We start from the raw sequence: 20,854 nt of genomic DNA, 5'->3' as shown, positions 1-20,854 counted from the left end.
AAGGAGTGACATGAACGAGATCGAATTCAAATCGGCCTTTGATGCAGTGCGGTTCGCGCTTTCCTTCTCGTCGCAGCAATACGGCGAGAGTCTGATGGCCAAGCAGATGCGCGGCCCGTCGGGAGGCTCCGGGATGGGATTGATCGGGCTGACTGGCGCCGGCCAGGCCGGCCTTATTCGCCGCGAGATGTGGGAGTTGTCCGAGCTGCATCTCTCGGTGCTCGTCGCGCGCGCGGCGCCGCACGACGTGCCCTGCTCTTGCGGCTCGGCTTGCTGCGCAGGGAAGGTACCCAACGTCGAATGGGTGAGCGCGATTTCGTGGCTGACGGCCGCGTCCGCCGCCCAGTGTTCTGGCTTCTCGCACTACCGGGTGCGCCGCGCAATTATCGAGCGTGTCTTTGGCGTGAAGTGCAGCCTGAGCGATATCGCCAAGGAATACGACGCGCACGAGAACACGGTGAGCAACCACAGCACGGCGGTGCGTCGTTGGCTCGAAGGCAACAAGAAAACTGGCGATGCCGGCGTGAGTGAATTGGCGTGGGCAGCGATTGAGCGACGCCTTGATGGCCTGGGAATCCTAAAGTCAGCAGAAAATGCTTGACACTGTGGTAAACACCCACAATAATCTATGGAATTCGATACACGTCGAAGTTGCCTCTAAAGCCCGCAGCCCTCACCGGCGCGGGCTTTTTGCATTGGAGTATTGCCATGCCGATCCCTCATATCGTGATTGGCATCATTGTCTGCGTGGTGGTACTCGGCGTGATCGCACTGCGCGAAATCCTGCGACAGGACTGACCGTGGGCGACATCGACTGCGTCAAGCTCGAAGAGTGGTCGCTCGCCGTCTTCGATGAGGTGCTCGCTGCAGGCTATATCACGCCGCCGTGGCGCCCGAGCCGCGCGATGCGCGAATCCCTCGCTGGTTACTTCGAAGCTGGTCTGACACCTGCTGAGGGCGCCGAGGCGCTATTCGCCACGCGCCAATAGGCATGCCATGAACCCCAACCACCTAGCCGCCCTCTGGTTCAACGAGTGGGCGCGTGCCCACTGGCTATGGTCGCGGTGGTTCGACAGTATGGCTCTAGCGCTGTGGGGGATGTAGATCCGAGCTCTCGTGCATGACGATGGATCCGCCTAGACGCTGAAGAGAAGTGTCAGATAGGCAAGCGCGACGAAGAGGCCTGCGATGGTGCCCAAGATGTCTCGCGAATCTGGACCGCGCGCAAAGTGGGCGGGAATGCCTACCAATGCATACCCAAGCGCGAACACCAACACGACCATAAGCACTGGCGAAATGCCATGTGTAAGAAAAGCGACAGGATTTGCAACGATACGGTGTGCCACGGTGACGCCTCTCCGAAAGGTGAATGCGTTCAAGGCTACTTCTTCGTTAGTCACTGGATTCTAGTCCACTCTCCTTCACCCAAGCGCGAGACTGCCGGCGTGGCTGGCTGAGCGGGTTCCGTGCGAACCAACGGGTTGCGCGCTTCGGTGAAGGTTATACCAGGGATCGAGAATGACACCCGTCAAGCAAACGAAGCTCTACTCGCCCGACGGCATCCACAACGGGAACTGTCTCGCCGCCTGCTATGCCTCTCTGCTCGACCTGCCGCTCTGGATGGTTCCACCGTTCGAGGACATGTTCGGCCGCGGCGAATGGTACGCACGCATCGACGAGTGGCTCGCAAAGGCTCACAAGCTGGAGCGCGTGCGCGCGAATGGGCATCCGGTAGGCGAATTGCCCGAGTTCTATCTGGCGTGCGGCCGCTCCGCGCGCGGTGTGCTCCACGCCGTCATCTACAGCAACGGCGCGCTCGTTCACGATCCGCACTACTCAGATTCCGGTATTGCCGACGTCATGAGCGTCGAATACCTGCGGCCGCTCGCGGCCTGAACCGTGTCTCCTCCACGATGAGAGTTGTGGATTCGCCCGGCCTCGAGCCGGGCACTTTGTTTTCTGGATCGGTATTCCGCTAAGGACGCGGGGCTGCCTGTAAAGCAGTTGCTTCGGCTGGCTAGGTTCGATACCTAGGCGATCCACCAGTTTGTTTGGAAGCGCTACCCGATTGGCGACGGGACCGGTCTTGAAAACCGTGCGAGCCGCAAGGCCTTGGGAGTTCGACTCTACCCCGCTTCCGCCAGACCCTGGAAGGTTGCCAGAGAGGCAATGGGTCGGCTTGCTAAGCCGTAGCCGGTGCTCACGCGCCGCGTGCGTTCGATCCGCACACCTTCCGCCAGTGTCCCACCGCGGCGCGTCGTCGCTGCACTTCCCGCGTCTCGGTGCAATGCCGGGTGCTGCCGCCGCAGTTGGCGGCACATATTCCAGGTAAGCGTGATGGCATCGACTGTGAGAACCGAGGACAAGCCCCGCGCTCGCTTTGATGGCAAATGGTGGCGTCTTACGGCCCCGCCCCATCGTCCGGGAAAGAGTCATCTGTATCTGAGCTTTTCCCTGCGTGCCGCCTACGAACATTGGCACGGTGAAGCTGTGCAGCTTGAGAGAGTGAATTCTCCTCAGTCGCCGCGCCCCTGAGAGAAATGAATGCGCAAGAAGAAACCCGAAAACGCGGTGACTCTTGCGACAAAGCGCCCGTTGCCTCCGGAAACGCTTTTCGGAGAATCGCGATTGTTTCGTCCGATCGCGCCTGCTGATGGCATTTCAGAGTGGGTACAGGAGTCGTTTCTATCCGTAGGTGCCCCGCTGTTCAACGAGGAGCACAAGCACCTGTTCTTCGCCGACATCGCCTATCTGTGGGCGGCCGTCGAGAACTCGAAGCACATGCGCCGCGTCGTTGGCCAGTGCGAAGAGGTTGCGATCCGCGCCGGCGGCTGGCAGAAAGCCCGGCAGGAACAGCAGTTCTACGAATGGTTCGGCCGCGTGCCGAAGTTCCTGATCACGCTCGACGCGCGCTACGCGCTTGAATGCAGCGACCTCGAATGGTGCGCACTGGTGGAGCATGAGCTCTACCACGTGGGCCAGCGGCATGAGTTCGGCGAGCCTGCTTTCACGAAAGACGGGCTCCCGAAGCTTGGCATTCGCGGCCACGACGTCGAAGAGTTCGTCGGCATCGTGCGGCGCTATGGCGTGGGAGCAGCTGCTGGCGATACGGCCAAGCTCGTTGCTGCTGCGAGCCGCCCGGCTGAACTCGGGCATGTGTCGATTGCGCACGCATGCGGCACTTGCCTGTTGCGCGCTGCCTAGTTGGATAGTGCCTGGAAAGGTTTCAAAAAATGGCTGTTCTGTCCGATACCGTGAAAACCCGCATCACGCAGGCGCTTGCCTGCTTCGATACGCCGTCTCAGGTGTCGAAAGACATCCTTGCGGAATTCGGGCTCGTGGTGACGCCGCAGCAATGCGAGGCATACGACCCGACCAAGCGTTCTGGAGAGCGGCTCGGGAAGAAATATCGGGCGATCTTTGAGTCGACCCGCGCGAACTTTCTCACCGACACGTCGCGAATCGGGATTGCCCACCGCGCGGTTCGTCTCCGCAAGCTCGATCGCGCTGCGATGCTGGCCGAAGATCGCGGCAACCTGCCGTTGATGGCGCAGTTGCTCGAGCAGGCTGCGAAAGAAGCCGGTGGTGCGTTCACGAACAAACAGAAGCTGGAGCACACCGGCAAGGATGGCGGCCCCATCAAGACTGCGGCCGGACCGGTCGATCTGAGCGATTTGACCGATGATGAACTCGATGTCCTTGAGCGCATCGCCGCTAAGCGCGAGCCTGGAGCAAATCCGGGCTGAGAAGCGCCGGCGCCTGCGCGAGCGGCTCGAAGCCGATCACCTTGAGTTCACGAAGTACTTCTTCAAGGTCCGCAACGGGCTGGACTTCCGCGTCAACTGGCACCATGTGCTGATCGCGGATACGGTCGAGCGCGTGATCCGCGGCGAGCTGAAGAACGTTGTCATCAACGTCTCTCCCGGCTCCTCCAAGACCGAAGAGGTGGTGATCAATCTGATCGCCCGCGGGCTCGCGTTGAATGCGCGCGCCAGATTCCTGCACATCTCGTATTCAGATGACCTCGCCCTTCTGAATTCCGACACGGCACGTGAGGTTGTGCGCTGCGAGCAGTACCAGGAGCTCTGGACGCGAGAGATCGCCGACGACGCGGACTCGAAGAAGCGCTGGAACGTCCTGCACGAAGGCCACAAGGCCGGTGGCGTCTACGCGACATCGCTCGGCGGCCAGATCACAGGCTTCCGTGCCGGCCACATGACGGAAGGGTGGCAGGGCGCCATCCTGATTGATGACCCGCTAAAGGTCGAGGACGCATACAGCAAGGCGAACCGCGACAAGGCGAATCGCCGCCTGATCTCGACGGTAAAGAGCCGGAAGGCCAATCCGGACACGCCGATCATCGTGATCATGCAGCGGCTGGCCGAGGAAGACCCGACGGGCTTCATCAAGGCTGGCAAGGTGCCTGGCGAATGGGAATTCATCGAGATTCCCGCGCTGATTACCGATGAGTACGTCGAACAGTTGCCCGAACACATCCGCCCGATGGTGGATAGCTCGGAGCGCGACGAAGATGGCCGGTTCAGCTACTGGCCATACAAGGAGCCGCTGAAGGACCTGCTGGCGTCGGAGAAGGCAGATCGCTTCGTCTTCAGCGGCCAATACATGCAGCGGCCTGCCCCGCTTGGCGGCGGCATTATCCAGAGCGGCAAGTTCGTGCGCTATGGCGCGCTCCCGAACCTGCAGTATCGGAAGATCTACGCTGACACGGCGCAGAAAACAGCAGAGCGCAATGATTACAGTGTGTTCGAGTGCTGGGGGCTCGGTGTCGACAACCGCGTCTATCTGATCGACCTGATCCGCGGCAAATGGCCTGCGCCGGAGTTGAAGCGGCGTGCGAAAGACTTCTGGAGCAAGCACAAGGCAATCGGTGCAGGCAACCCGGATGCGCCAGTACTGCGAAAGATGCTCGTCGAAGACAAGGCGAGCGGCACCGGCCTCATTCAGGATCTGTCGGAAGACGGCGGCATTCCGATTGAGGGTATCGAGCGCACGAAGGACAAGCTGACGCGCGTCATGGATGTGGTTAGCCATATCGACGTCGGAAACGTCTGCATCCCCGCAGATGCTCCCTTCGTGAATGACTTCATCGCCGAGTGCGATTCGTTCACTGCTGACGACACACACGCACACGACGACCAGATCGATCCGATGGTCGACGCAATCTCCGACATGTTGATGGGCGCGCGGCCGCTGGTCGTGACCGCTGACGATCTAAAGACACTCGCCCGCATGGGACGCACTCGATGAACCGTAGGCAACGCAAAAAGGCACAGATGGCGGCGCGTCAACAGCCGACCATTCGGACGCCGGCGCAGGCTGCGGAATCGCTTCGCGTGACGCTCGACCATGTGCTGGCTCTTCGCGCCAAGCCTGAGACGAAGAAGAAGCCTCTCACCCCCGAGCACTTCCGCGCGTATGAGCCGCCCAAGGGTGTCCTTCCCGCTGGTACGACCGGCGCGAAGCTCGCCATGGATGCGGGCTTCAGCGAGAACAATGCGTTCGATGCGCTGGGTAATATCAACGCCGCCTTCGATGAGGGCTATGCGTTCCCTGGCTTCACGATCCTCGCTGAGTGGGCGCAGATCCCTGAGTTCCGGCGCCCTGCAGAGGTCTACGCGCGGGAGATGACCCGCAAGTGGATCAAGATCAAGGCGATCGGCGAAGAGAAGAAGGTCGAAAAGGTCAAACGCCTTGAAGCCGAGTTTCGCCGGCTGAACGTGCAGGCAGTATTTCGCGAAGCGATCGAGAAGGATGGGTTGTTCGGCCGCGCCCAGATCTTCCTCGACATGGGCGCTGAGTCCGACCAGATCGACACGGCCGAGCTCAAAACCGAGCTGACCGAGTCGTCCGCAAAGATCGGTCTCAATTCGCTCAAACGCCTGACGGTCGTTGAACCGATCTGGAGCTATCCGAACCGGTACAACGCGGACAATCCGCTCGATCCGACTTTCTATAAGCCGACGAGCTGGTTCGTCATGGGCAACGAGATTCACTCTTCGCGCCTGATGACGATCGTCTCGCGCAAGGTGCCCGATATCCTGAAGCCTGCATACGCGTTCGCAGGCCTCTCGCTGTCGCAGATGATCAAGCCGTATGCTGACAACTGGCTGCGCACGCGGCAATCCGTCTCGGACCTGATCCACGCTTTCACGGTCTGGACGCTGAAGACTGACTTGACGAAGCTGCTGGCCAAGGGCGGCGCGGAGGAATTCTTCTACCGGATGCAGCTGTTCAACCTCGGGCGCGATAACCACGGGATCAATGCCGTGGATAGCTCGACCGGCGAAGAGTTCACCAACGTATCGGCCCCGCTGGGCGGCTTGGACAAGTTGCAGGCGCAAAGTCAGGAACAGATGTGCTCGCCTTCGGGCTTGCCCCTTGTCTACTTGACAGGTATCACGCCGAGCGGCCTGAACGCGACGTCGGATGGCGAGATCGAGGTGTTTCAGGACACCCTTTCCGCGAATCAGGAAATCTACACGCCCTTCGTTTCGAAAGTGCTGAACGTCGCCCAGTTGTCCCTTTTCGGAGAGGTCGATCCTGAGATCGGTTTCGAATGGGTGCCGATGCGCACGATGAGCGAAGAGCAGCGCGCGACGATCCGCAAGACCAACATGGAAACCGACGCGACCGCGATTGGTGCCGGCGTGATCATGCCGGACGAATCGCGCACACGGCTGGCTGGCGAGGAGGATTCGCCCTACCACGGTCTCGACGTGAACGCACCGTTACCAGAAGTTCCGGAGCCTGAGACGGGGCCGCTTCGACATGCCGAGAAGCTGAGCGGGATGCAGGAGCCGACCGGCGAGGAAGAGGAAGAAGGGATGACGGCCTAGCCGTACCTGATCGCGTCGATGCGCCGGATCATCTCCGCGAGCTCGAGGCGCATAGCGTCGAACCGCGGCTTGCCGGCGCTGTCGATCAGGCCGGTCTTCAACCCGAACATGTCCAGTTCGGTGTCAAGCAGGTCGGACAGGTTGAACCGTGCCGACAGTTCATCGTCTTCGCCAACGTAGACGACCACACGCTGCGGCTCCTCGTGGTCGTAGCCGACGTAATCCACTTCGACATCCTGCTTCATGGCTGCTCCCAGACTTGTTTCGCCGACCGGAAGGGACATTCTACTCCGGCCGGTCAGAGCCAATGCGGGCGTCGAGGCGGCCTATAACAAGCAGCTCCAGCGCTGGGTCGAGATGATGCACAGGTCCCTCCTGTACTTTGTCCAGGCCCAGTACCGGGCCAACCCACCACCAAGCCTCGCGCAGGACGCTGGCTGGGAGGCATTCCGCGACGGCAGCCCGGCCAACGCAATGCGTCGTGCGATGCACCGCATGTCACGGCGCTGGCTGAAGGCCTTCGACAAGGGCGCCGAGGATTTGGCGAAGTACTTTGTCGACCGCGCGGCCGGCGCGACGGACGTCCAGTTGAAGGACATCCTGAAAAAGGCCGGATTCACGGTCGAGTTTCGTACGACGTACGACGTCAACAATGCGATGCAAGCAGCCATCGGCGAGAACGTTGGACTCATCAAGTCGATCGCTTCCCAGCACCTGACCGAGGTCGAAGGCCTCGTGATGCGTTCGATGCAGGACGGCCGCGATCTGGCGACGCTCACGCAGGAGCTGACGCACCGGTACCAGTTGACGAGCCGGCGCGCTTCGTTCATCGCGCGCGATCAGGCGAACAAGATGACGTCCGTCATCAATCGCGCCCGGCAGCAGGAGCTCGGCATCACGCAGGCGCGCTGGTGCCACTCGCACGGTGGCAAGCAGCCGCGCAAATCGCATGTCGAGGCAAGCCAGTCGGATGGCGGCAAGGGGAAGGTCTACGACATTGCAAAGGGCTGCCTGATCGACGGCGAGTACATCTGGCCGGGACAGTTACCCAACTGCCGGTGCACCGCGCAATCCATCATTCCTGGCATGGAAGACTGAAATGACCATCGCATCCTTCGCGCCAACGGCCACAATCAATCTGGCCATTGGCACGACCTCGGCCAATGTGCAGTTGCCGTCGACCGGCTCGCCTACGGCAGCGCTGGTGACGAATCCCGGCGAACATCTCGCGTTTGTTCAGTTGGGCACGTCGAACACTGTCGCGGCATCGACAACTACGTCGATCGCCGTCCCACCATTCCCTGCCCCTCCCGTTGCGTTGACGCTCGGCGCGAACACCTGGATCGCCGGCATATCTCTCGCCGGCGTGGGAAATCTGAACATCGCTGTGGGTAGCTGATATGCCGCTTGAGAGTGGTTCGAGCCAGGACGTCATCAGCCGGAACATCGCTGAGCTCGTGAAGGCCGGTCATCCGCGAAAGCAGGCGGAAGCGATCGCCTACAGCAAAGCCGGTAAATCCACGGCCAAGGACGAGAACATCAAGGGCGCTGGCATCGCACTCATCACGCCGCAAGGTGAATGCCTGTTCCTGCTGCGCTCGCCGGATGCCAACCATCCGAACGAATGGGATCTTCCCGGCGGCAAAGCGGACGACGATGAAACGCCCGAGATGACGGCGAAACGCGAGACGTTCGAGGAGATCGGCGCCCTTCCCTACGGCGAACTCGATCCGATCGCGGACACGTCCAGTGAGGACGACAGCGGCGGTACCGTCGACTTCCTGACGTACCGCATGAACATCACGCGCAGCTTCACGCCGAAAATCGACAAGTCCGAGCACACGAAATACGTGTGGGCCAAGCTCGACAATCCTCCCGAGCCGCTGCACCCGGGCGTCCGTCAAGTGGTCAACGCCTTGCGTGGCGTGACGACGGCCAATGACATGGCGATGGACAAGGCAATGGAAAGCGCCCTCGCGGCGCGCGATCGCCTCGCCTTCGATAAAGGCAGCGTTCGCAGCTACGACCACGACGGGCGTCTGCACGTCAAGCTGACCCATATCAGCAAGGCGAACGTGTGCCCATACAAGGGCAGCGAGATCCCCGACGCTGAAACGCTTGGCCTCGAACCGAACCGCATCTACATGCTGCTTCGGGATCCAGAGGAACTGCAGAAAGGCATCGCGACGGCCAATCTGATTCCCGTGCTCAATGAGCACGTTCCGGTAAGCCCGATCGATCCGAAGCAAAAGAACGTCGTTGGGTACACGGGCACGGACGCAGTTTTCAATGCGCCGTACGTTGACAACTCGATGGTTATTTCGGTGCAGGACTCGATCAACAAGATCGAGGATGGCTCCGAGCAGGAACTCTCGAGCGCGTATTACTACGACGCCGACATGACGCCGGGCACCTACGAAGGTGTCGCCTACGACGGCGTCATGCGCAATATCAAATTCAATCATGTGGCCTTGGTTCCCCGAGGAAGAGCCGGGCCGGATGTAATGGTCGGAGATTCCTCAAATCAACCACATGGAGCAAAACCTGTGAGCAAGCTCAGCAAGAAAGCCGTCATGGCAAAAGGTGCGCTGCTGGCTGTCCTGACGCCGAAGTTGGCGGCAGACGCGGCGCTTGATCTCGATACGATCCTGGCCGGCGTGAAGCGCAAGAACTGGCTGGAGAAGAAGCCCAACATCGTTTCGGCCATCCGCCCGCTGCTCGCGAAGGATGCGGATCTCGCCGATGTTGTCGAGCTGCTCGACAAGCTCGATGGCGAGAACCCGGACAACGACGATATCGGCCAGGACACGGTCGATCCGAAGTGCGAGGAAATCCTCGGCATGCTGCGCGGCAAGATCAGCGACGAAGACCTCGACGCGATCAAGGCGAAGCTGACGGCGGCTCCGGCAGCGACCGCAGGTCAAGCCACGGACAATCCCGATGCGACGGGCGGCGTGGCCGCCGTTGCGCAGGACAATCCGGATCAGACTGCTGGCGCCGCGAACGCCAATCCCGGCGGCAAGGGCAACGAGCCCGCTCCGATCTCGAAGTCGGCGATGGACGCCGCGATCGCTGCGGCGGTCAAGGGCGCTCGCAAGGATGCCGAGCAGTCGACGATCGCGCGCTTCCGCGGCATTCAAGCCGCCGAAGAAGAAGTCAAGCCGTACGTCGGCAAGCTCGTCGCGCAGGACAGCGCCGAAGGCGTCTACAAGGCAGCCCTCGAGATTCTCAAGGTCGACGTCAAGGATGTTCACCCGAGCGCCTATCGCGCGATCCTGATGGCCCAGCCGAAGCCGGGTGAGCAGCCCAAGCCGCGCTTCGCGCAGGACAGCGCATCGATGCAGTCGGACGCCGTGCTCGATGCGTTCCCGGGCTCCGATCGCATCAACAAGTAAGGCAGCCGGCAAGCCTCTTCTCACATTCAGGAGCATTTCATGGGATTCCCCCGTCAAGTCAATGTGCAGGCGGCACCGGCAGTTCTCGGTGACTTCTGCGATTCCAACCCGCGCGCCACGGTCAATGCTGGCCAGGGCGCGCTCGTGGCCGGTCCGAACGGCGTGAGCGTCGGCTTCTTCGCCTGGGTCAACCCGGCCGATGGCCGCTCGGTGAACAACTACGGCTCCGGCCTGCCGGATGGCTTCGTCCACCGCGACCAGCAAGCGATCATCACCGCCTATCTCGCCGACGACACGCTCACCATGTCGCCCGGTTTCCCCATCACGCTGTTCAATGCAGGCGGCTTCTGGGCGCGCAACGACGGCTCGTCGACCTCGGCGAAGGGTCAGGCCGCATACGTGAACAACTCGACCGGCCAGGTTCAGTTCGGCTCGAACTGGACGGGTGCGAGCGTCACCGGTTCGATCGCGCAGGACGTTGTGACCGGCTCGATCTCGGGCACCACCCTGACGGTCACCGCAGTCACCACCGGCCAGCTGAATGTCGGCGAAACGATCAGTGGCACGGGCGTCACGTCCGGCACGCAGATCCTCTCGCAGCTCACCGGTACGGCCGGCGGCGTCGGCACGTATCAACTGAGCGCCGCGCAGACGGTTGCGAGCACGACCATCACGGGCTCGTATGGCCTGATGACGGTGACGGCTGTCGCATCCGGCACGCTCGCGGTCGGCGATGGGATCTCGGGCAGCGGTGTCACCACGGGCAACTCGATCATCGCCCTCGGGACGGGCACCGGCGGTACGGGCACGTACGTTGTGGGCATCGGCCAGACGGTTGCCTCCGAAACGATCACGGTCGCCGCTGGCGTCCAGATGCCGAACTGGAATGCAGCTTCGGTGGGCGCCCCGGGTGAGCTCGTGAAGATCACCACGTGGCCCGTCGTGCCGTACTGATCCCGCTGACACTCTCTTGCAACAAGCCGCCTTCGGGCGGCTTTTTTATTGCACAAGGAATTCACCATGGCCAAAAAACTGGCATATGACATGTCGCCCCAGGAACAGCGCGCGGCGATGGATTTTCACCGCCGCGTGTGGGGGATCGACTTTCCAGAAGCGCAGGCCTTCTGCCGCCCGGAATGGAAGCAGAACATCGAAATGGCGATGGACGCCCAGCCCGCCCTCGTCACGGTGCCGAACTCCGGCATCCCGGCCTACCTCACGTTCTACACGGACCCGGACATTCTGCGCGTCCTGACCGCGCCGAACGAGGCGGCCGAGATCTTCGGCGAGAAGCAGAAAGGCGAGTGGACCAGCACCACGCTGATCTTCCCGGTGGTCGAACGCACGTACGAAGTCAGCTCGTATGGTGACTACAACAACAACGGACGTGCCGGCATCAACACGAACTTTCCGGAACGTCAGCCGTACCTGTATCAGACGATCTGCGAATACGGCGACCTGGAAATCGAGCGCGCCGGCCTCGCGAAGATCGGCTTCGTTGCTGAGCAGAAGGAAGCTGCGATCGACGGTCTGAACAAGTTCCAGAACCTGACGTATTTCCGTGGCGTGGCCGGCCTCCAGAACTATGGCGCGCTCAACGATCCGTCGCTCTACGCGGCGCTGACTCCGGCGCCCAAGGCATGGGGTGGCACTGCATGGATGAACGGCACCATCGTGGCTGCCACGGCGAACGAGATCTTCGCCGACATCCAATCGCTGGTGATTCAGCTCATCAACCAGTCGTCCGGCCGTATCAACCTGAAGTCGAAGTTCACGCTGGCGCTCTCGCCGGCGCGCGAAGGCGCGCTCACTGCAACCAACTCGTTCAACGTGAACGTGGCGGATCTGCTGAAGAAGAACTTCCCGGGCATGGAAATCAAGAGCGCTGTCCAGTACGGCGCGCTCACGGCGCAGAACCCGCAAGGCAATGCGCTCGGCGAAATGATGCAGCTCTACTGCCCGGACGCAGGCGGCCAGGACTCTGGCTACTGCAGCTTCAACATGAAGCTCCGCGCCGGCAAGGTCGTGCCTGCCGAAAGCTCGTGGAAGCAGAAGATGAGCCAGGGCTCGTCGGGCTTCATCCTGCGCCAGCCGTTCGCAATGGCGCAAATGATCGGTTTCTAACCGAGCAGTACCCCGCGCGCCAGGAGTCGCACTCCCGGCCGGCCTGACCGTACCGGCCCGGCGCGCGGTCCTTTTTCACCGGTCACCTTTATAGGCGGTCACATGGCAACGCAAGAAAGCACTCTCAGCCTCAAGAAGAACAACGACGTCCCCTCGAACGCGACCGTGACGGTGGCGAGCAAGTCGCCGTTCGATATCACCTTGAAGCTCTACGATCTCGTTGAGCAGAACGAGCCGGTTCTCGGCGGCGGCTTCCGCACGTTCAAGCAGTTTCGCGAGCGGGTCGGTGCGCCCACGTTCATGATCCAGGGCAATTCATGGCCGCAAAACAAAGGCCCGCACCAGCAGATCGTCGGTGGCTATGCGATTACGCATGGCATCCCGAAGGCATTCTGGGATGAATGGCTTGAGCAGAACGAGAACGCCGACTACGTGAAGAACAAGATGATCTTCGCGCATACGGAAGCGGCCAGCGTCACCTCGAAGGCGGCCGATCAGGCCGAAATCAGGTCGAACATGGAACGCCTGGACCCGAGCAACCTGCCTCGCGGATTGCAGGAGTCCACTGACATGCGTCGGCCATCATGAGCACGCCGTGCACGGGTGGTGTTGTCACGTTCTCATGGGGCGACTGGAGCGCGCGCTATCCAGAGCTGGCGACGTCGATCTATGAGGCGCTCGCACAGTTGTACTTCAATGAAGCGCAGCTGTATTGCGACAACACGCCGACCAGCCTCATCCGGGATACCAGCCCGGGCGGCGAACGCGAACTGCTCCTGAACATGATGACGGCGCATATCGCTGCGCTGAACGCACCGCTGAATGGCCAGCCGTCGTCTCCGTTGGTCGGACGGATATCCGGAGCATCGGAAGGCAGCGTATCGGTTCAGTCCCAGAACGACTACCCACCCGGCACGGTGCAGTGGTACCAGCAGACCAAGTACGGCGCGGCATTCTGGGCCGCTACGATGAAATACCGCACGATGCTCTACACGCGCGGGCCCGTGCCGGTTTCCAACCCATTCAATCTGTTTCGACGGAGATATTGATGGGCATCACGATCTCGGGCGGCGACAAGCTTGAAGCGAAGCTCCGCGAGATCGCCGAGGAAGCAGCCAAGGCCAAGACCGTGCGCGTTGGCTTCCTCGAGGGAGCGACCTATCCGAACGGCATGCCGGTCGCACAGGTGGCCGCGATCAACGAATACGGCGGCACGGTTACCGTTCCCGAGCATGACGTCACCGTGAACCGCAAGGTCAAGAGCAATGGCGAGTTCGCGAAAAATGGCCGGTTTGTGAAGGAATCGGAAGCGAACTTCCAGACGGTGCATCACGTCGAGTCATACACCGTCACCATCCCGGCACGCCCCTATTTCCGCGGCATGGTCCAGCAGAACAAGGGCGAGTGGGGACCGGCTCTCGGAACGATCATCAAGGCAGCCGATTACGACTCAGCCGTCGCGCTTGGGCGTCTCGGCTCAATGGTTCGCGATCAGCTACAGGATTCCATCCGGGAGTTCTCCGAGCCCGAAAACGCGAAATCAACGGTTCGCAAGAAAGGTTTCAACGATCCCCTCGTCGACAGTTCGCACATGCTGAACAGCGCCGACTTTGAAGTGAACGAATAGGAATATCCATGACAAAGCTCTCTGTTTTCAGTTCGCAGGTTGGCGACGTGACGATGCAGTTCGACACTGCCGGCAATCAACTTTCCTCGCAGGCGGTGCAGGGCGGATCGGCGACGACGCCCGGCTTCGTGCGCACTGGCGGCAACGCCAGCGTTCAAGTGGTCGCCGCTGGTCAAGGCAATGCCGCCGCCACGACCGACACCGTGCTGTTCACGTATGCCCTCCCGGCCAGCGCATTGGATGTTGCTGGGCGTCAAGTGACAGTGGTCGCAGCCGGGACGCTCGGTTCGACCGCGAACAACAAGCGCTTCAAGTTGTGGTGGGGCACCACCACGCAAACCGTCGGATCGGCTGTTGCCGGCGGCACGCTGATGGCTGACTCTGGCGTTCAGACGACCAACGGCGGTGGCTGGTCGATCAGCGCTCAAGTATCCAAATATGGTGCGGCTGGCTCGAATACCCAGATCGCCACCAATCAGCAGGCGATCTCCGGAACCACGCATCTCGGCACCGCCGCACCCGTGCTTCTCACGGCGAACGAGTCCAATGTGATCAACATCACTGTGACGGGCGCCAGCACGACGACCGGTGCAGCCAATGACGTGCTCGGCCAGCTGTTCGACGTAGCGTTCAACAACTGACATGAATCTGCACAACATCGCCGGTCCTATTGTGGCGGCTGTGAATCCGTGGATCACGGCATCAATCCAGCCGTCACAGGGCTATACGACGAACGGCGACGGATCGCGTGCTCCGGCATATGGCGACGCGATTCCCATGCAGGTTCAGATGCAGCCACTTCAGTACCGCGATCTCGTGCAGATTGATGGGCTGAATATCGGCGGCAAACGTCGCGCGATGTATGCCAACGGCGAATGGGATGCGGTGGTTCGATCCCAGCAGGAAGGCGGCGATCTGGTCACGCTGCCTGATGGCTCTGTGTGGCTGCTCGTCTTCCAGTTCGAGGACTGGAGTTCAACTTCGCAGTGGAGCAAGTTTTGCGTCACTTTGCAGAACGGCAGCTAAATGGCTCTCTCCCTTACCGAAGCGCAAACGCTCACAGCTCTCAGGTCATTCCTGCTCGCGATCATGCCCGCAGGGATGGAGATCGTGCGCGGCCTGGACAACCGGGTGCCGGAGCCGGTCGGGCCTGACTTCATCACGATGACGCCGATTCTGCGAGATCGCCTCGCGACAAACGTCGACAGTTCGCAGGATTGCGCATTCACAGGCTCAATCTCGGGGGCGACGCTTACCGTGACGGCGATGAATATCGGCACGGTTGCAGTCGGAGCGACGTTGTTTGGCGCCGGTATAGCGGCGGCCACCACCATCACCGCGACCGGCACCGGAACGGGCGGCATCGGGTCCTACACGGTCAGTCCTGCACAGACTGTCGCGAGCGAGACCATGGCGGCCGGCAGCAAGAACATGCTCCAGGCGACGAAGGTCACTGTGCAGCTGGACGTGCACGGGCCTGGTTCAGGTGATAACGCAGCGATCATCACCACAGCATTCCGTGACGAATATGCGGTGGATTCGTTCTCATCCTCTGGCTTCGATGTCGCACCACTCTATGCGGACGAGGCGAGACAGATGCCCTTCCTCAACGAGAACCAGCAAATCGAGGAGCGCTGGGTGGTGGAAGTCGTGATGCAGACAAACCCGATCGTCAGCGTGCCGCAGCAGTACGCCGCGCAGCTCAATGCCGCATTGATAGACGTAGACGCCAGCTATCCCACTGAGTAGCTAACCACCATCCCATTTAACCCGGCCGCGCGCCGGGTTTTTCGTTTCCGGGCCGCCTTCATGGCGGCTTTTTCATTTGCGGAGTCAAAATGACCATTCCCGCCAGTGCAATCGTACAGGTCGTTCCTTCAGTCCTTTCGGCCGGCGGGAGCGCTCTTGATCTGATTGGCCTGTGCCTGACCAGCAGCCAACGCGTTCCGACCGGTCAGGTTCTCTCGTTCCCGTCAGCGGCAGCTGTATCGTCGTTCTTCGGACCGACGTCGGTGCAGGCTGCGCAAGCCACGATCTATTTCAATGGCTTCACGGGCTCGAACGTCCTGCCGGGCGCGATGCTGTTTTCGCAGTACAACCTTTCGGCGGTATCTGGCTATCTGCGCGGCGGCAATATTTCGGGCCTCACTCTGACGCAGCTCCAGGCACTCAGCGGAACGCTGACGATCACCTTCGCAGGCACCCCGCTCACTTCGTCGAGCATCAATCTCTCGGCGGCGACCAGCTTCTCGAATGCGGCTACGATCATCCAGGCCGGCTTCACGTCGCCACCTTTCGCCGTCACATACGACAGCGTCTCGGGCGCCTTCGTGTTCACGAGCACGGCGACTGGCGCGACTGCAACGATCACCTACGCGACTGGCACGCTCGCCGCCGGTCTGCTTCTGACGGCCGCGACGGGCGCCACGCTTTCGCAGGGCTCTGCAGTCGCAGCGGCTCCCGCAGCCTATATGGCTGCAATCGTCGCGCAGACGACGAACTGGGCGACGTTCTTCTCGGACTTCGATCCGGACGCGGGCAGCGGCAACGCGCTCAAGTATGCGTTCGCGGCATGGGCCGGCACGACGAACGATGAGTTCGCGTACTTCTGCGAGGACACGGACATCACCCCGACGCAGTCGACCAACGCTGCCTCGTCGCTCGGCCAGAAGATCATCGCGGCCGGAATCTCGGGCACGTCGCCCCTCTGGGTGCCGAGCATCCCGTACGGACTCGCTGCGTTCTCCTCGGGCGCCGTCGCGTCGATCGACTTCGACGAGACGAACGGCTTCGCGACGTTGGACTTCAAATCGCAATCCGGGATCGTTCCGACGGTCACGAACGCGACCGTGCGAGCCAATCTGCTTGCGAATGGCTACAACTTCTACGGCGCGTACGCAACCGCCAACCAGGCTTTCCAGTTTCTGGAGAACGGATCGATCTCGGGCCCGTTCGAATGGGTGGACGCGTACGTCGGCCAGATCTGGCTAAACGCAGCGCTGCAACTTGCGCTGATGGTGTTGCTGACGAGCGTCAAGTCGATCCCGTACACGGTCGCAGGCTACGAACTGATCCGGGCCGCAATGCTCGATCCGATCAACGCGGCTCTCAACTTTGGCCTGATCGATACGGGGGTCACGCTGTCGGCAGCACAGATTGCCGAGGTCAACAACGCCGCGGGGATCGCGATAGCCAGCACGCTGCAGTCACAAGGCTACTACCTCCAGATTCAGCCCGCGACTGCCCAAACGCGCGGCAATCGCGCGTCGCCGCCGATCACGCTCTGGTACACGCAAGGCGGCTCGGTGCAATCCATCAACGTTAGCAGCGTCGAGGTCCAATAATGTCCGACATCACTTCTGCAAACAGCGTCCTCATGCTCGGCGTGACGAACCTGTTCACCGTGCCGCAGCAATTGGCAGGGTTCTCGGCCGACGACATGTACGAAATGGGCGCCATCGACACCAAGGAAGTGGTGATGGGTGCGGACGGCAATCTGTCCGCTGGCTACATCCCGCAGATCAAGGTGATGAGCGTCACGCTCCAGGCCGATAGCGCGAGCAACACCTTCTTCGAGACGATCTACGCCGCGGAGGAAGCAGCGCAAACGCCCTTCTTCATGTTCGGTACCGTGCGTCAGCCGTCGGTCAGCCGGCTCTACACGCTCAACAAGGGTGTACTGAAGAACTACACGCCGATGGCTGGCGCCAAAAAGACCCTGGCGCCGCGGAAGTTCGAGATCCACTGGCAGGTCACCCTCGGAGCTCCGACGTAATGCGCAAAGAGAAAACCATCGTCATCACGACGGAAGGCCGGGACAAGGGCAAGATGTTTCACATTACCGAGCTCCCGGCCTCGCAGAGCGAAGCATGGGCGACGCGCGCGCTCTTCGTCATGATGAACTGCGGTGTCGAAGTGCCCGAGGATCTGCTCTCCGCTGGTCTTGCTGGCATTGCGGCGATTGGCGTCAAATCGCTGTCGAAAGTCCCTTACGAACTCGCCAGGCCGCTCTTCGACGAGATGATGGATTGCATCGCGATCGTCCCGGATCCGAAGCAACCGCTCGTCAAGCGAGGTTATGGCGGCATCGGGCCGATGATCGAGGACGACATCGAGGAAGTTTCGACGCGGCTGCAACTCAAGAAGGCCGTGCTCGATCTGCATCTGGATTTTTTTCTGAGCGCCGCCCGATCAAAAGACGCGGCGGCGGAGTAAGCGACGACGATCTGATCGACTACCCCAACGTGCCGCGGTCGATCGGTCTCGTCGTTTCGAAGAAGTACGCGACGCCACACGAACTGCAGACCGTCTACGGCGCAGAAGATCTCTACGACCTGCTGGAGATCATTGTTGTCGACGGGCACAACGATCGCATCATGAGTGAACGAAAGGAATAATTGTGGCATCCGTGATCGACGCGCTCGTTGTGACGCTGGGGCTCGACATTTCCGGGTTCATCTCGGGGAAGAGCAAGGCTGCACAAGCGACCAAGCAACTATCTGCAGAGGAAGCGAAGGCCCAGAAGGAACTCGAAGCACGTAACAAGCAGGCTGCGGAGTCCTTCAAGAAGGTTCGCAATGAAGTTCTGGCTCTACTGGCAGTATTCACCGCCGGCATGGGCATCAAGGATTTCACGGAGCACACGATCGGATCCGCAGTCAACCTCGGCTACATGGCCAAGAACCTGCAGATGAGCACGCGTGAGCTGTCTTCATGGCAGCGCGCGGCGGAGCGCGCCGGCGGGAGTGCCGAGGGAATCACCAGCGCCCTGCAGGATTCACAGCAGCAGATTGCGAAGTTCCGCCTCGGCCAGGTCAGCGAGTCGATCCAGTGGTTTCTGCGCTTCGGTGGCAAAACGAGCGACCTGAAGGACGGCAACAGCTATCTGCTCGCCCGCGCGAAGATCGTTCAGGATCTGTTCAAGGTCGACCCAGGCCGCGCGCGCTTCGTCGCCCAGCAGATGGGCATCAGCGATGAAGAGTTCAACTTCATCAAGCAAGGCCCGCAAGCCATCCTCGCACTGGTCTCGGCGCAGGAAAAGAATGCAGCCATCACCGAGAAGCAGGCTGCGGCCGCACTCAAGTTGCAGAATGCGTGGCTCGACCTGCGGGACCGTCTGGTCTACGTCGGAACGACGGTGTTGCTCGAGCTGATGCCCACGTTCGAACTGTGGCTGCAAAAGCTGCAGAAGATGGCCGATTGGGTGGCTGACCATCGCGGCGACATCGTCCAATGGGTCAACGATGCAGTTAAGGCAATCCAGCAGTTCGTTCAGTGGGCCGACAAGGCCGCGGATTCGGTGGGCGGCTGGAAGAACGTTCTGATCGCCTTGGCCGCGCTGAAAGTGCTGTCGATGTCATCTGGACTCCTGTCGCTCGCTGCCGCGTTGATTCAGGTTGGCGGCGCTCTTGGCGGCATCTCCACCGCTGGCGTGGCCGCTCTGCCGGTACTGGCAAGACTGCTGGGGATCGCAGGTCTGGCGCTGCATAGCGAAGGGCTAAACTCTGGAGAAGATGCGTATCTGCAGCTGCATGGTGCGCAGCCTGGACAAACATGGACTGGAGACGCCGGTGGCGATGCGCGTCGGGCTGCGGATTCAGGCAGCACATCCGATCGAGCGAACTACTTGATGGCCCGGCTCAAGGCTGCCGGCTATACCGATGCTCAAGCGGCAGGGATCGTTGGCAGCCTGATGCAGGAAGCTCAAGGCCTGAATCCCGCGGCAGTGAATCCCAAGAGCGGTGCGGCCGGCATCGGGCAATGGCTCGGCTCCCGCGCAGCGGCGTTTCAGCAGCAGTTTGGTCATTCTCTCGCGCAGTCGACATTCGGCGAGCAGGTCGATTTCATGCTTCAGGAACTGAAGACCAGCGAGCGGGATGCAGACATGCGAATCCGGAACGCCACGACGCCGGAACAGGCCGCCTATCTGCACTCCCAGTTCTATGAGCGCCCTGGAGCAGCTGAAGCGAACATCGCTCGCCGGCAGGCGTACGCGCGGGATATTTACTCATCGATCGGACAGGCGAACGCAGCGCAAATTGCAGGTCAGTCATCGGGTGTCCGAGGCGGTTCGTATGCATCCCGAGTCTCGACCATGACCTCGACGGCCGAGACGAACATCAACGGCCCGATCACGATCCATACGCAAGCCACCGACGCGCAGGGCATCGCGCGTGAATTCGGAAAGGCCGTCGGCAAATACAGCTTCACGGTGCCGCAGGCGAACACAGGACTGACGTAATGGCAAATGGCGTTCCAGCACTGTGGGGGCAGGTCGCGAACGTAGTAAATACCGTCGGCCTGCTCGCGGCCGATGCGGTGAATGTGCTCAACATGTTCGCCGGGCCTCAGTGGGGGATCTTCAATCAGGATGGAACAATCGCGATCCAGCCCGATTCCATGGTCAGCCTCGATTTCCGGCGCGACTGGAAGATCCCCAACTATCCCGTCGAGCAAGGTTCTTTCGAGTCGTATAACAAGGTTGCGCTGCCCAGCATTACGCGCATACGAATCACAAAAGGCGGCACGGTTACAGATCGGCAAAGCTTCCTGCTTCAGATATCAGCGATCGCCGCATCCCTCGACCTCTACAACATTGTTATGCCTGAGGGCGCGCTGATCCAGAACGTGAATATCGTCAGCGACGGGATCAACCGGACGTCCACGAATGGCGTGGGGCTGCTTTCGATCGATCTGATGCTCGAAGAGGTGCGGGTAACAGCGACTGCATCATTTTCGAACACTGCGGCTCCGAGCGGCGCGGATCCGGTAAGTACCGGCAGCGTTCAACCGCAGACGCCGACGACAGCGCAGGACGCAGCAGCAGGCCTATTTACTTGAGTGGTTTGAAA

At 61.1% G+C, this 20,854-nt stretch carries 25 protein-coding genes and 3 tRNA genes; 27 read left to right on the top strand and 1 reads right to left on the bottom strand.

Going from position 1 to position 20,854, the window contains the following annotated elements:
• Window positions 1-10 precede the first annotated feature (10 nt).
• From C7402_RS43880 to C7402_RS43845, 10 genes are all read left to right on the top strand, one after another.
• Window positions 11-601, top strand: a complete 591-nt coding sequence (locus C7402_RS43880) for a DNA-binding protein (protein WP_116614983.1) — start codon at window positions 11-13, stop codon at window positions 599-601.
• A gap of 199 nt (window positions 602-800) precedes the next feature.
• Window positions 801-989 carry a hypothetical protein gene (locus C7402_RS43875; protein WP_116614982.1) on the top strand — a complete coding sequence of 63 codons (189 nt, stop codon included), beginning with the start codon at window positions 801-803 and terminating at the stop codon, window positions 987-989.
• Window positions 990-1,518: 529 nt separating this feature from the next.
• On the top strand, window positions 1,519-1,896 hold the full coding sequence (locus tag C7402_RS43870; RefSeq protein WP_116614981.1) for a hypothetical protein: 378 nt from the start codon (window positions 1,519-1,521) through the stop codon (window positions 1,894-1,896).
• A 65-nt stretch (window positions 1,897-1,961) separates the two neighbouring features.
• Window positions 1,962-2,045 (top strand) — tRNA-Tyr (locus tag C7402_RS47280).
• Between the two features lie 8 nt (window positions 2,046-2,053).
• A tRNA-Ser gene (locus C7402_RS47275) sits at window positions 2,054-2,143 on the top strand.
• A 6-nt stretch (window positions 2,144-2,149) separates the two neighbouring features.
• Window positions 2,150-2,239, top strand: a tRNA-Ser gene (locus C7402_RS43865).
• 305 nt (window positions 2,240-2,544) lie between these two features.
• The gene (locus tag C7402_RS43860; RefSeq protein WP_116614980.1) at window positions 2,545-3,204 is read left to right on the top strand and encodes a putative metallopeptidase; all 660 of its coding nucleotides are present in this window, start codon (window positions 2,545-2,547) and stop codon (window positions 3,202-3,204) included.
• A gap of 29 nt (window positions 3,205-3,233) precedes the next feature.
• Window positions 3,234-3,746: a DUF2280 domain-containing protein gene (locus C7402_RS43855; RefSeq protein ID WP_116614979.1), complete on the top strand. Its 513-nt coding sequence runs from the start codon at window positions 3,234-3,236 to the stop codon at window positions 3,744-3,746.
• The gene (gene terL, locus C7402_RS43850) at window positions 3,685-5,268 is read left to right on the top strand and encodes a phage terminase large subunit (protein WP_116615014.1); all 1,584 of its coding nucleotides are present in this window, start codon (window positions 3,685-3,687) and stop codon (window positions 5,266-5,268) included. Before C7402_RS43855 ends, terL begins: the two co-directional genes overlap by 62 nt.
• Window positions 5,265-6,857 carry a DUF1073 domain-containing protein gene (locus C7402_RS43845; RefSeq protein ID WP_116614978.1) on the top strand — a complete coding sequence of 531 codons (1,593 nt, stop codon included), beginning with the start codon at window positions 5,265-5,267 and terminating at the stop codon, window positions 6,855-6,857. Before terL ends, C7402_RS43845 begins: the two co-directional genes overlap by 4 nt.
• Here the strand turns inward: C7402_RS43845 and C7402_RS43840 are convergent.
• A complete protein-coding gene (locus C7402_RS43840) occupies window positions 6,854-7,102 on the bottom strand; it encodes a hypothetical protein (protein WP_116614977.1) in 249 nt (82 codons plus the stop codon). The two genes, C7402_RS43845 and C7402_RS43840, sit on opposite strands and share 4 nt — an antisense overlap.
• Here C7402_RS43840 and C7402_RS43835 point away from each other — a divergent pair.
• From C7402_RS43835 to C7402_RS43755, 17 genes are all read left to right on the top strand, one after another.
• Window positions 7,101-7,955 (top strand): phage head morphogenesis protein, encoded by an 855-nt coding sequence (locus C7402_RS43835; RefSeq protein ID WP_208949098.1) that lies wholly within the window; start codon window positions 7,101-7,103, stop codon window positions 7,953-7,955. The two genes, C7402_RS43840 and C7402_RS43835, sit on opposite strands and share 2 nt — an antisense overlap.
• Window position 7,956: 1 nt before the next feature.
• On the top strand, window positions 7,957-8,256 hold the full coding sequence (locus tag C7402_RS43830; protein WP_116614976.1) for a hypothetical protein: 300 nt from the start codon (window positions 7,957-7,959) through the stop codon (window positions 8,254-8,256).
• A 1-nt stretch (window position 8,257) separates the two neighbouring features.
• Window positions 8,258-10,252: a DUF2213 domain-containing protein gene (locus C7402_RS43825; RefSeq protein WP_116614975.1), complete on the top strand. Its 1,995-nt coding sequence runs from the start codon at window positions 8,258-8,260 to the stop codon at window positions 10,250-10,252.
• A gap of 39 nt (window positions 10,253-10,291) precedes the next feature.
• Window positions 10,292-11,206, top strand: a complete 915-nt coding sequence (locus tag C7402_RS43820) for a gp53 minor capsid family protein (RefSeq protein WP_116614974.1) — start codon at window positions 10,292-10,294, stop codon at window positions 11,204-11,206.
• A 66-nt stretch (window positions 11,207-11,272) separates the two neighbouring features.
• The gene (locus C7402_RS43815) at window positions 11,273-12,376 is read left to right on the top strand and encodes a hypothetical protein (RefSeq protein WP_208949097.1); all 1,104 of its coding nucleotides are present in this window, start codon (window positions 11,273-11,275) and stop codon (window positions 12,374-12,376) included.
• Between the two features lie 102 nt (window positions 12,377-12,478).
• A complete protein-coding gene (locus tag C7402_RS43810) occupies window positions 12,479-12,964 on the top strand; it encodes a hypothetical protein (protein ID WP_116614973.1) in 486 nt (161 codons plus the stop codon).
• Window positions 12,961-13,425 (top strand): DUF4054 domain-containing protein, encoded by a 465-nt coding sequence (locus C7402_RS43805; RefSeq protein WP_116614972.1) that lies wholly within the window; start codon window positions 12,961-12,963, stop codon window positions 13,423-13,425. Before C7402_RS43810 ends, C7402_RS43805 begins: the two co-directional genes overlap by 4 nt.
• Entirely contained in the window at window positions 13,425-14,003 is a 579-nt protein-coding gene (locus tag C7402_RS43800) for a hypothetical protein (RefSeq protein ID WP_116614971.1), read from the top strand. The genes C7402_RS43805 and C7402_RS43800 overlap by 1 nt, the downstream gene beginning before the upstream one ends.
• An 8-nt stretch (window positions 14,004-14,011) precedes the next feature.
• A complete protein-coding gene (locus C7402_RS43795; protein WP_116614970.1) occupies window positions 14,012-14,644 on the top strand; it encodes a hypothetical protein in 633 nt (210 codons plus the stop codon).
• Between the two features lies 1 nt (window position 14,645).
• A complete protein-coding gene (locus tag C7402_RS43790; protein ID WP_116614969.1) occupies window positions 14,646-15,029 on the top strand; it encodes a hypothetical protein in 384 nt (127 codons plus the stop codon).
• Window positions 15,030-15,752 carry a phage neck terminator protein gene (locus C7402_RS43785; RefSeq protein ID WP_116614968.1) on the top strand — a complete coding sequence of 241 codons (723 nt, stop codon included), beginning with the start codon at window positions 15,030-15,032 and terminating at the stop codon, window positions 15,750-15,752. It begins immediately after the preceding gene.
• Between the two features lie 89 nt (window positions 15,753-15,841).
• The gene (locus tag C7402_RS43780; RefSeq protein ID WP_116614967.1) at window positions 15,842-17,347 is read left to right on the top strand and encodes a DUF3383 domain-containing protein; all 1,506 of its coding nucleotides are present in this window, start codon (window positions 15,842-15,844) and stop codon (window positions 17,345-17,347) included.
• Complete coding sequence (locus tag C7402_RS43775) at window positions 17,347-17,778, top strand: phage tail fiber protein (RefSeq protein WP_116614966.1); 432 nt, start codon at window positions 17,347-17,349, stop codon at window positions 17,776-17,778. The genes C7402_RS43780 and C7402_RS43775 overlap by 1 nt, the downstream gene beginning before the upstream one ends.
• Window positions 17,778-18,218 carry a hypothetical protein gene (locus tag C7402_RS43770; protein ID WP_116614965.1) on the top strand — a complete coding sequence of 147 codons (441 nt, stop codon included), beginning with the start codon at window positions 17,778-17,780 and terminating at the stop codon, window positions 18,216-18,218. The genes C7402_RS43775 and C7402_RS43770 overlap by 1 nt, the downstream gene beginning before the upstream one ends.
• A gap of 29 nt (window positions 18,219-18,247) precedes the next feature.
• Window positions 18,248-18,400 (top strand): transcription elongation factor GreA, encoded by a 153-nt coding sequence (locus tag C7402_RS43765; RefSeq protein ID WP_244315093.1) that lies wholly within the window; start codon window positions 18,248-18,250, stop codon window positions 18,398-18,400.
• 2 nt (window positions 18,401-18,402) lie between these two features.
• Complete coding sequence (locus C7402_RS43760) at window positions 18,403-20,244, top strand: phage tail tip lysozyme (protein WP_116614964.1); 1,842 nt, start codon at window positions 18,403-18,405, stop codon at window positions 20,242-20,244.
• Window positions 20,244-20,843: a phage baseplate protein gene (locus C7402_RS43755; protein WP_116614963.1), complete on the top strand. Its 600-nt coding sequence runs from the start codon at window positions 20,244-20,246 to the stop codon at window positions 20,841-20,843. The genes C7402_RS43760 and C7402_RS43755 overlap by 1 nt, the downstream gene beginning before the upstream one ends.
• The last annotated feature ends 11 nt before the right edge of the window (window positions 20,844-20,854 follow it).

Origin of the sequence: Paraburkholderia unamae (genome assembly GCF_003096875.1) — a bacterium.
Taxonomy (GTDB): Bacteria; Pseudomonadota; Gammaproteobacteria; order Burkholderiales; family Burkholderiaceae; genus Paraburkholderia; species Paraburkholderia unamae.
The sequence above is the reverse complement of the archived record's forward strand: the minus strand, read 5'-3'. Positions and strand labels throughout refer to the sequence as shown.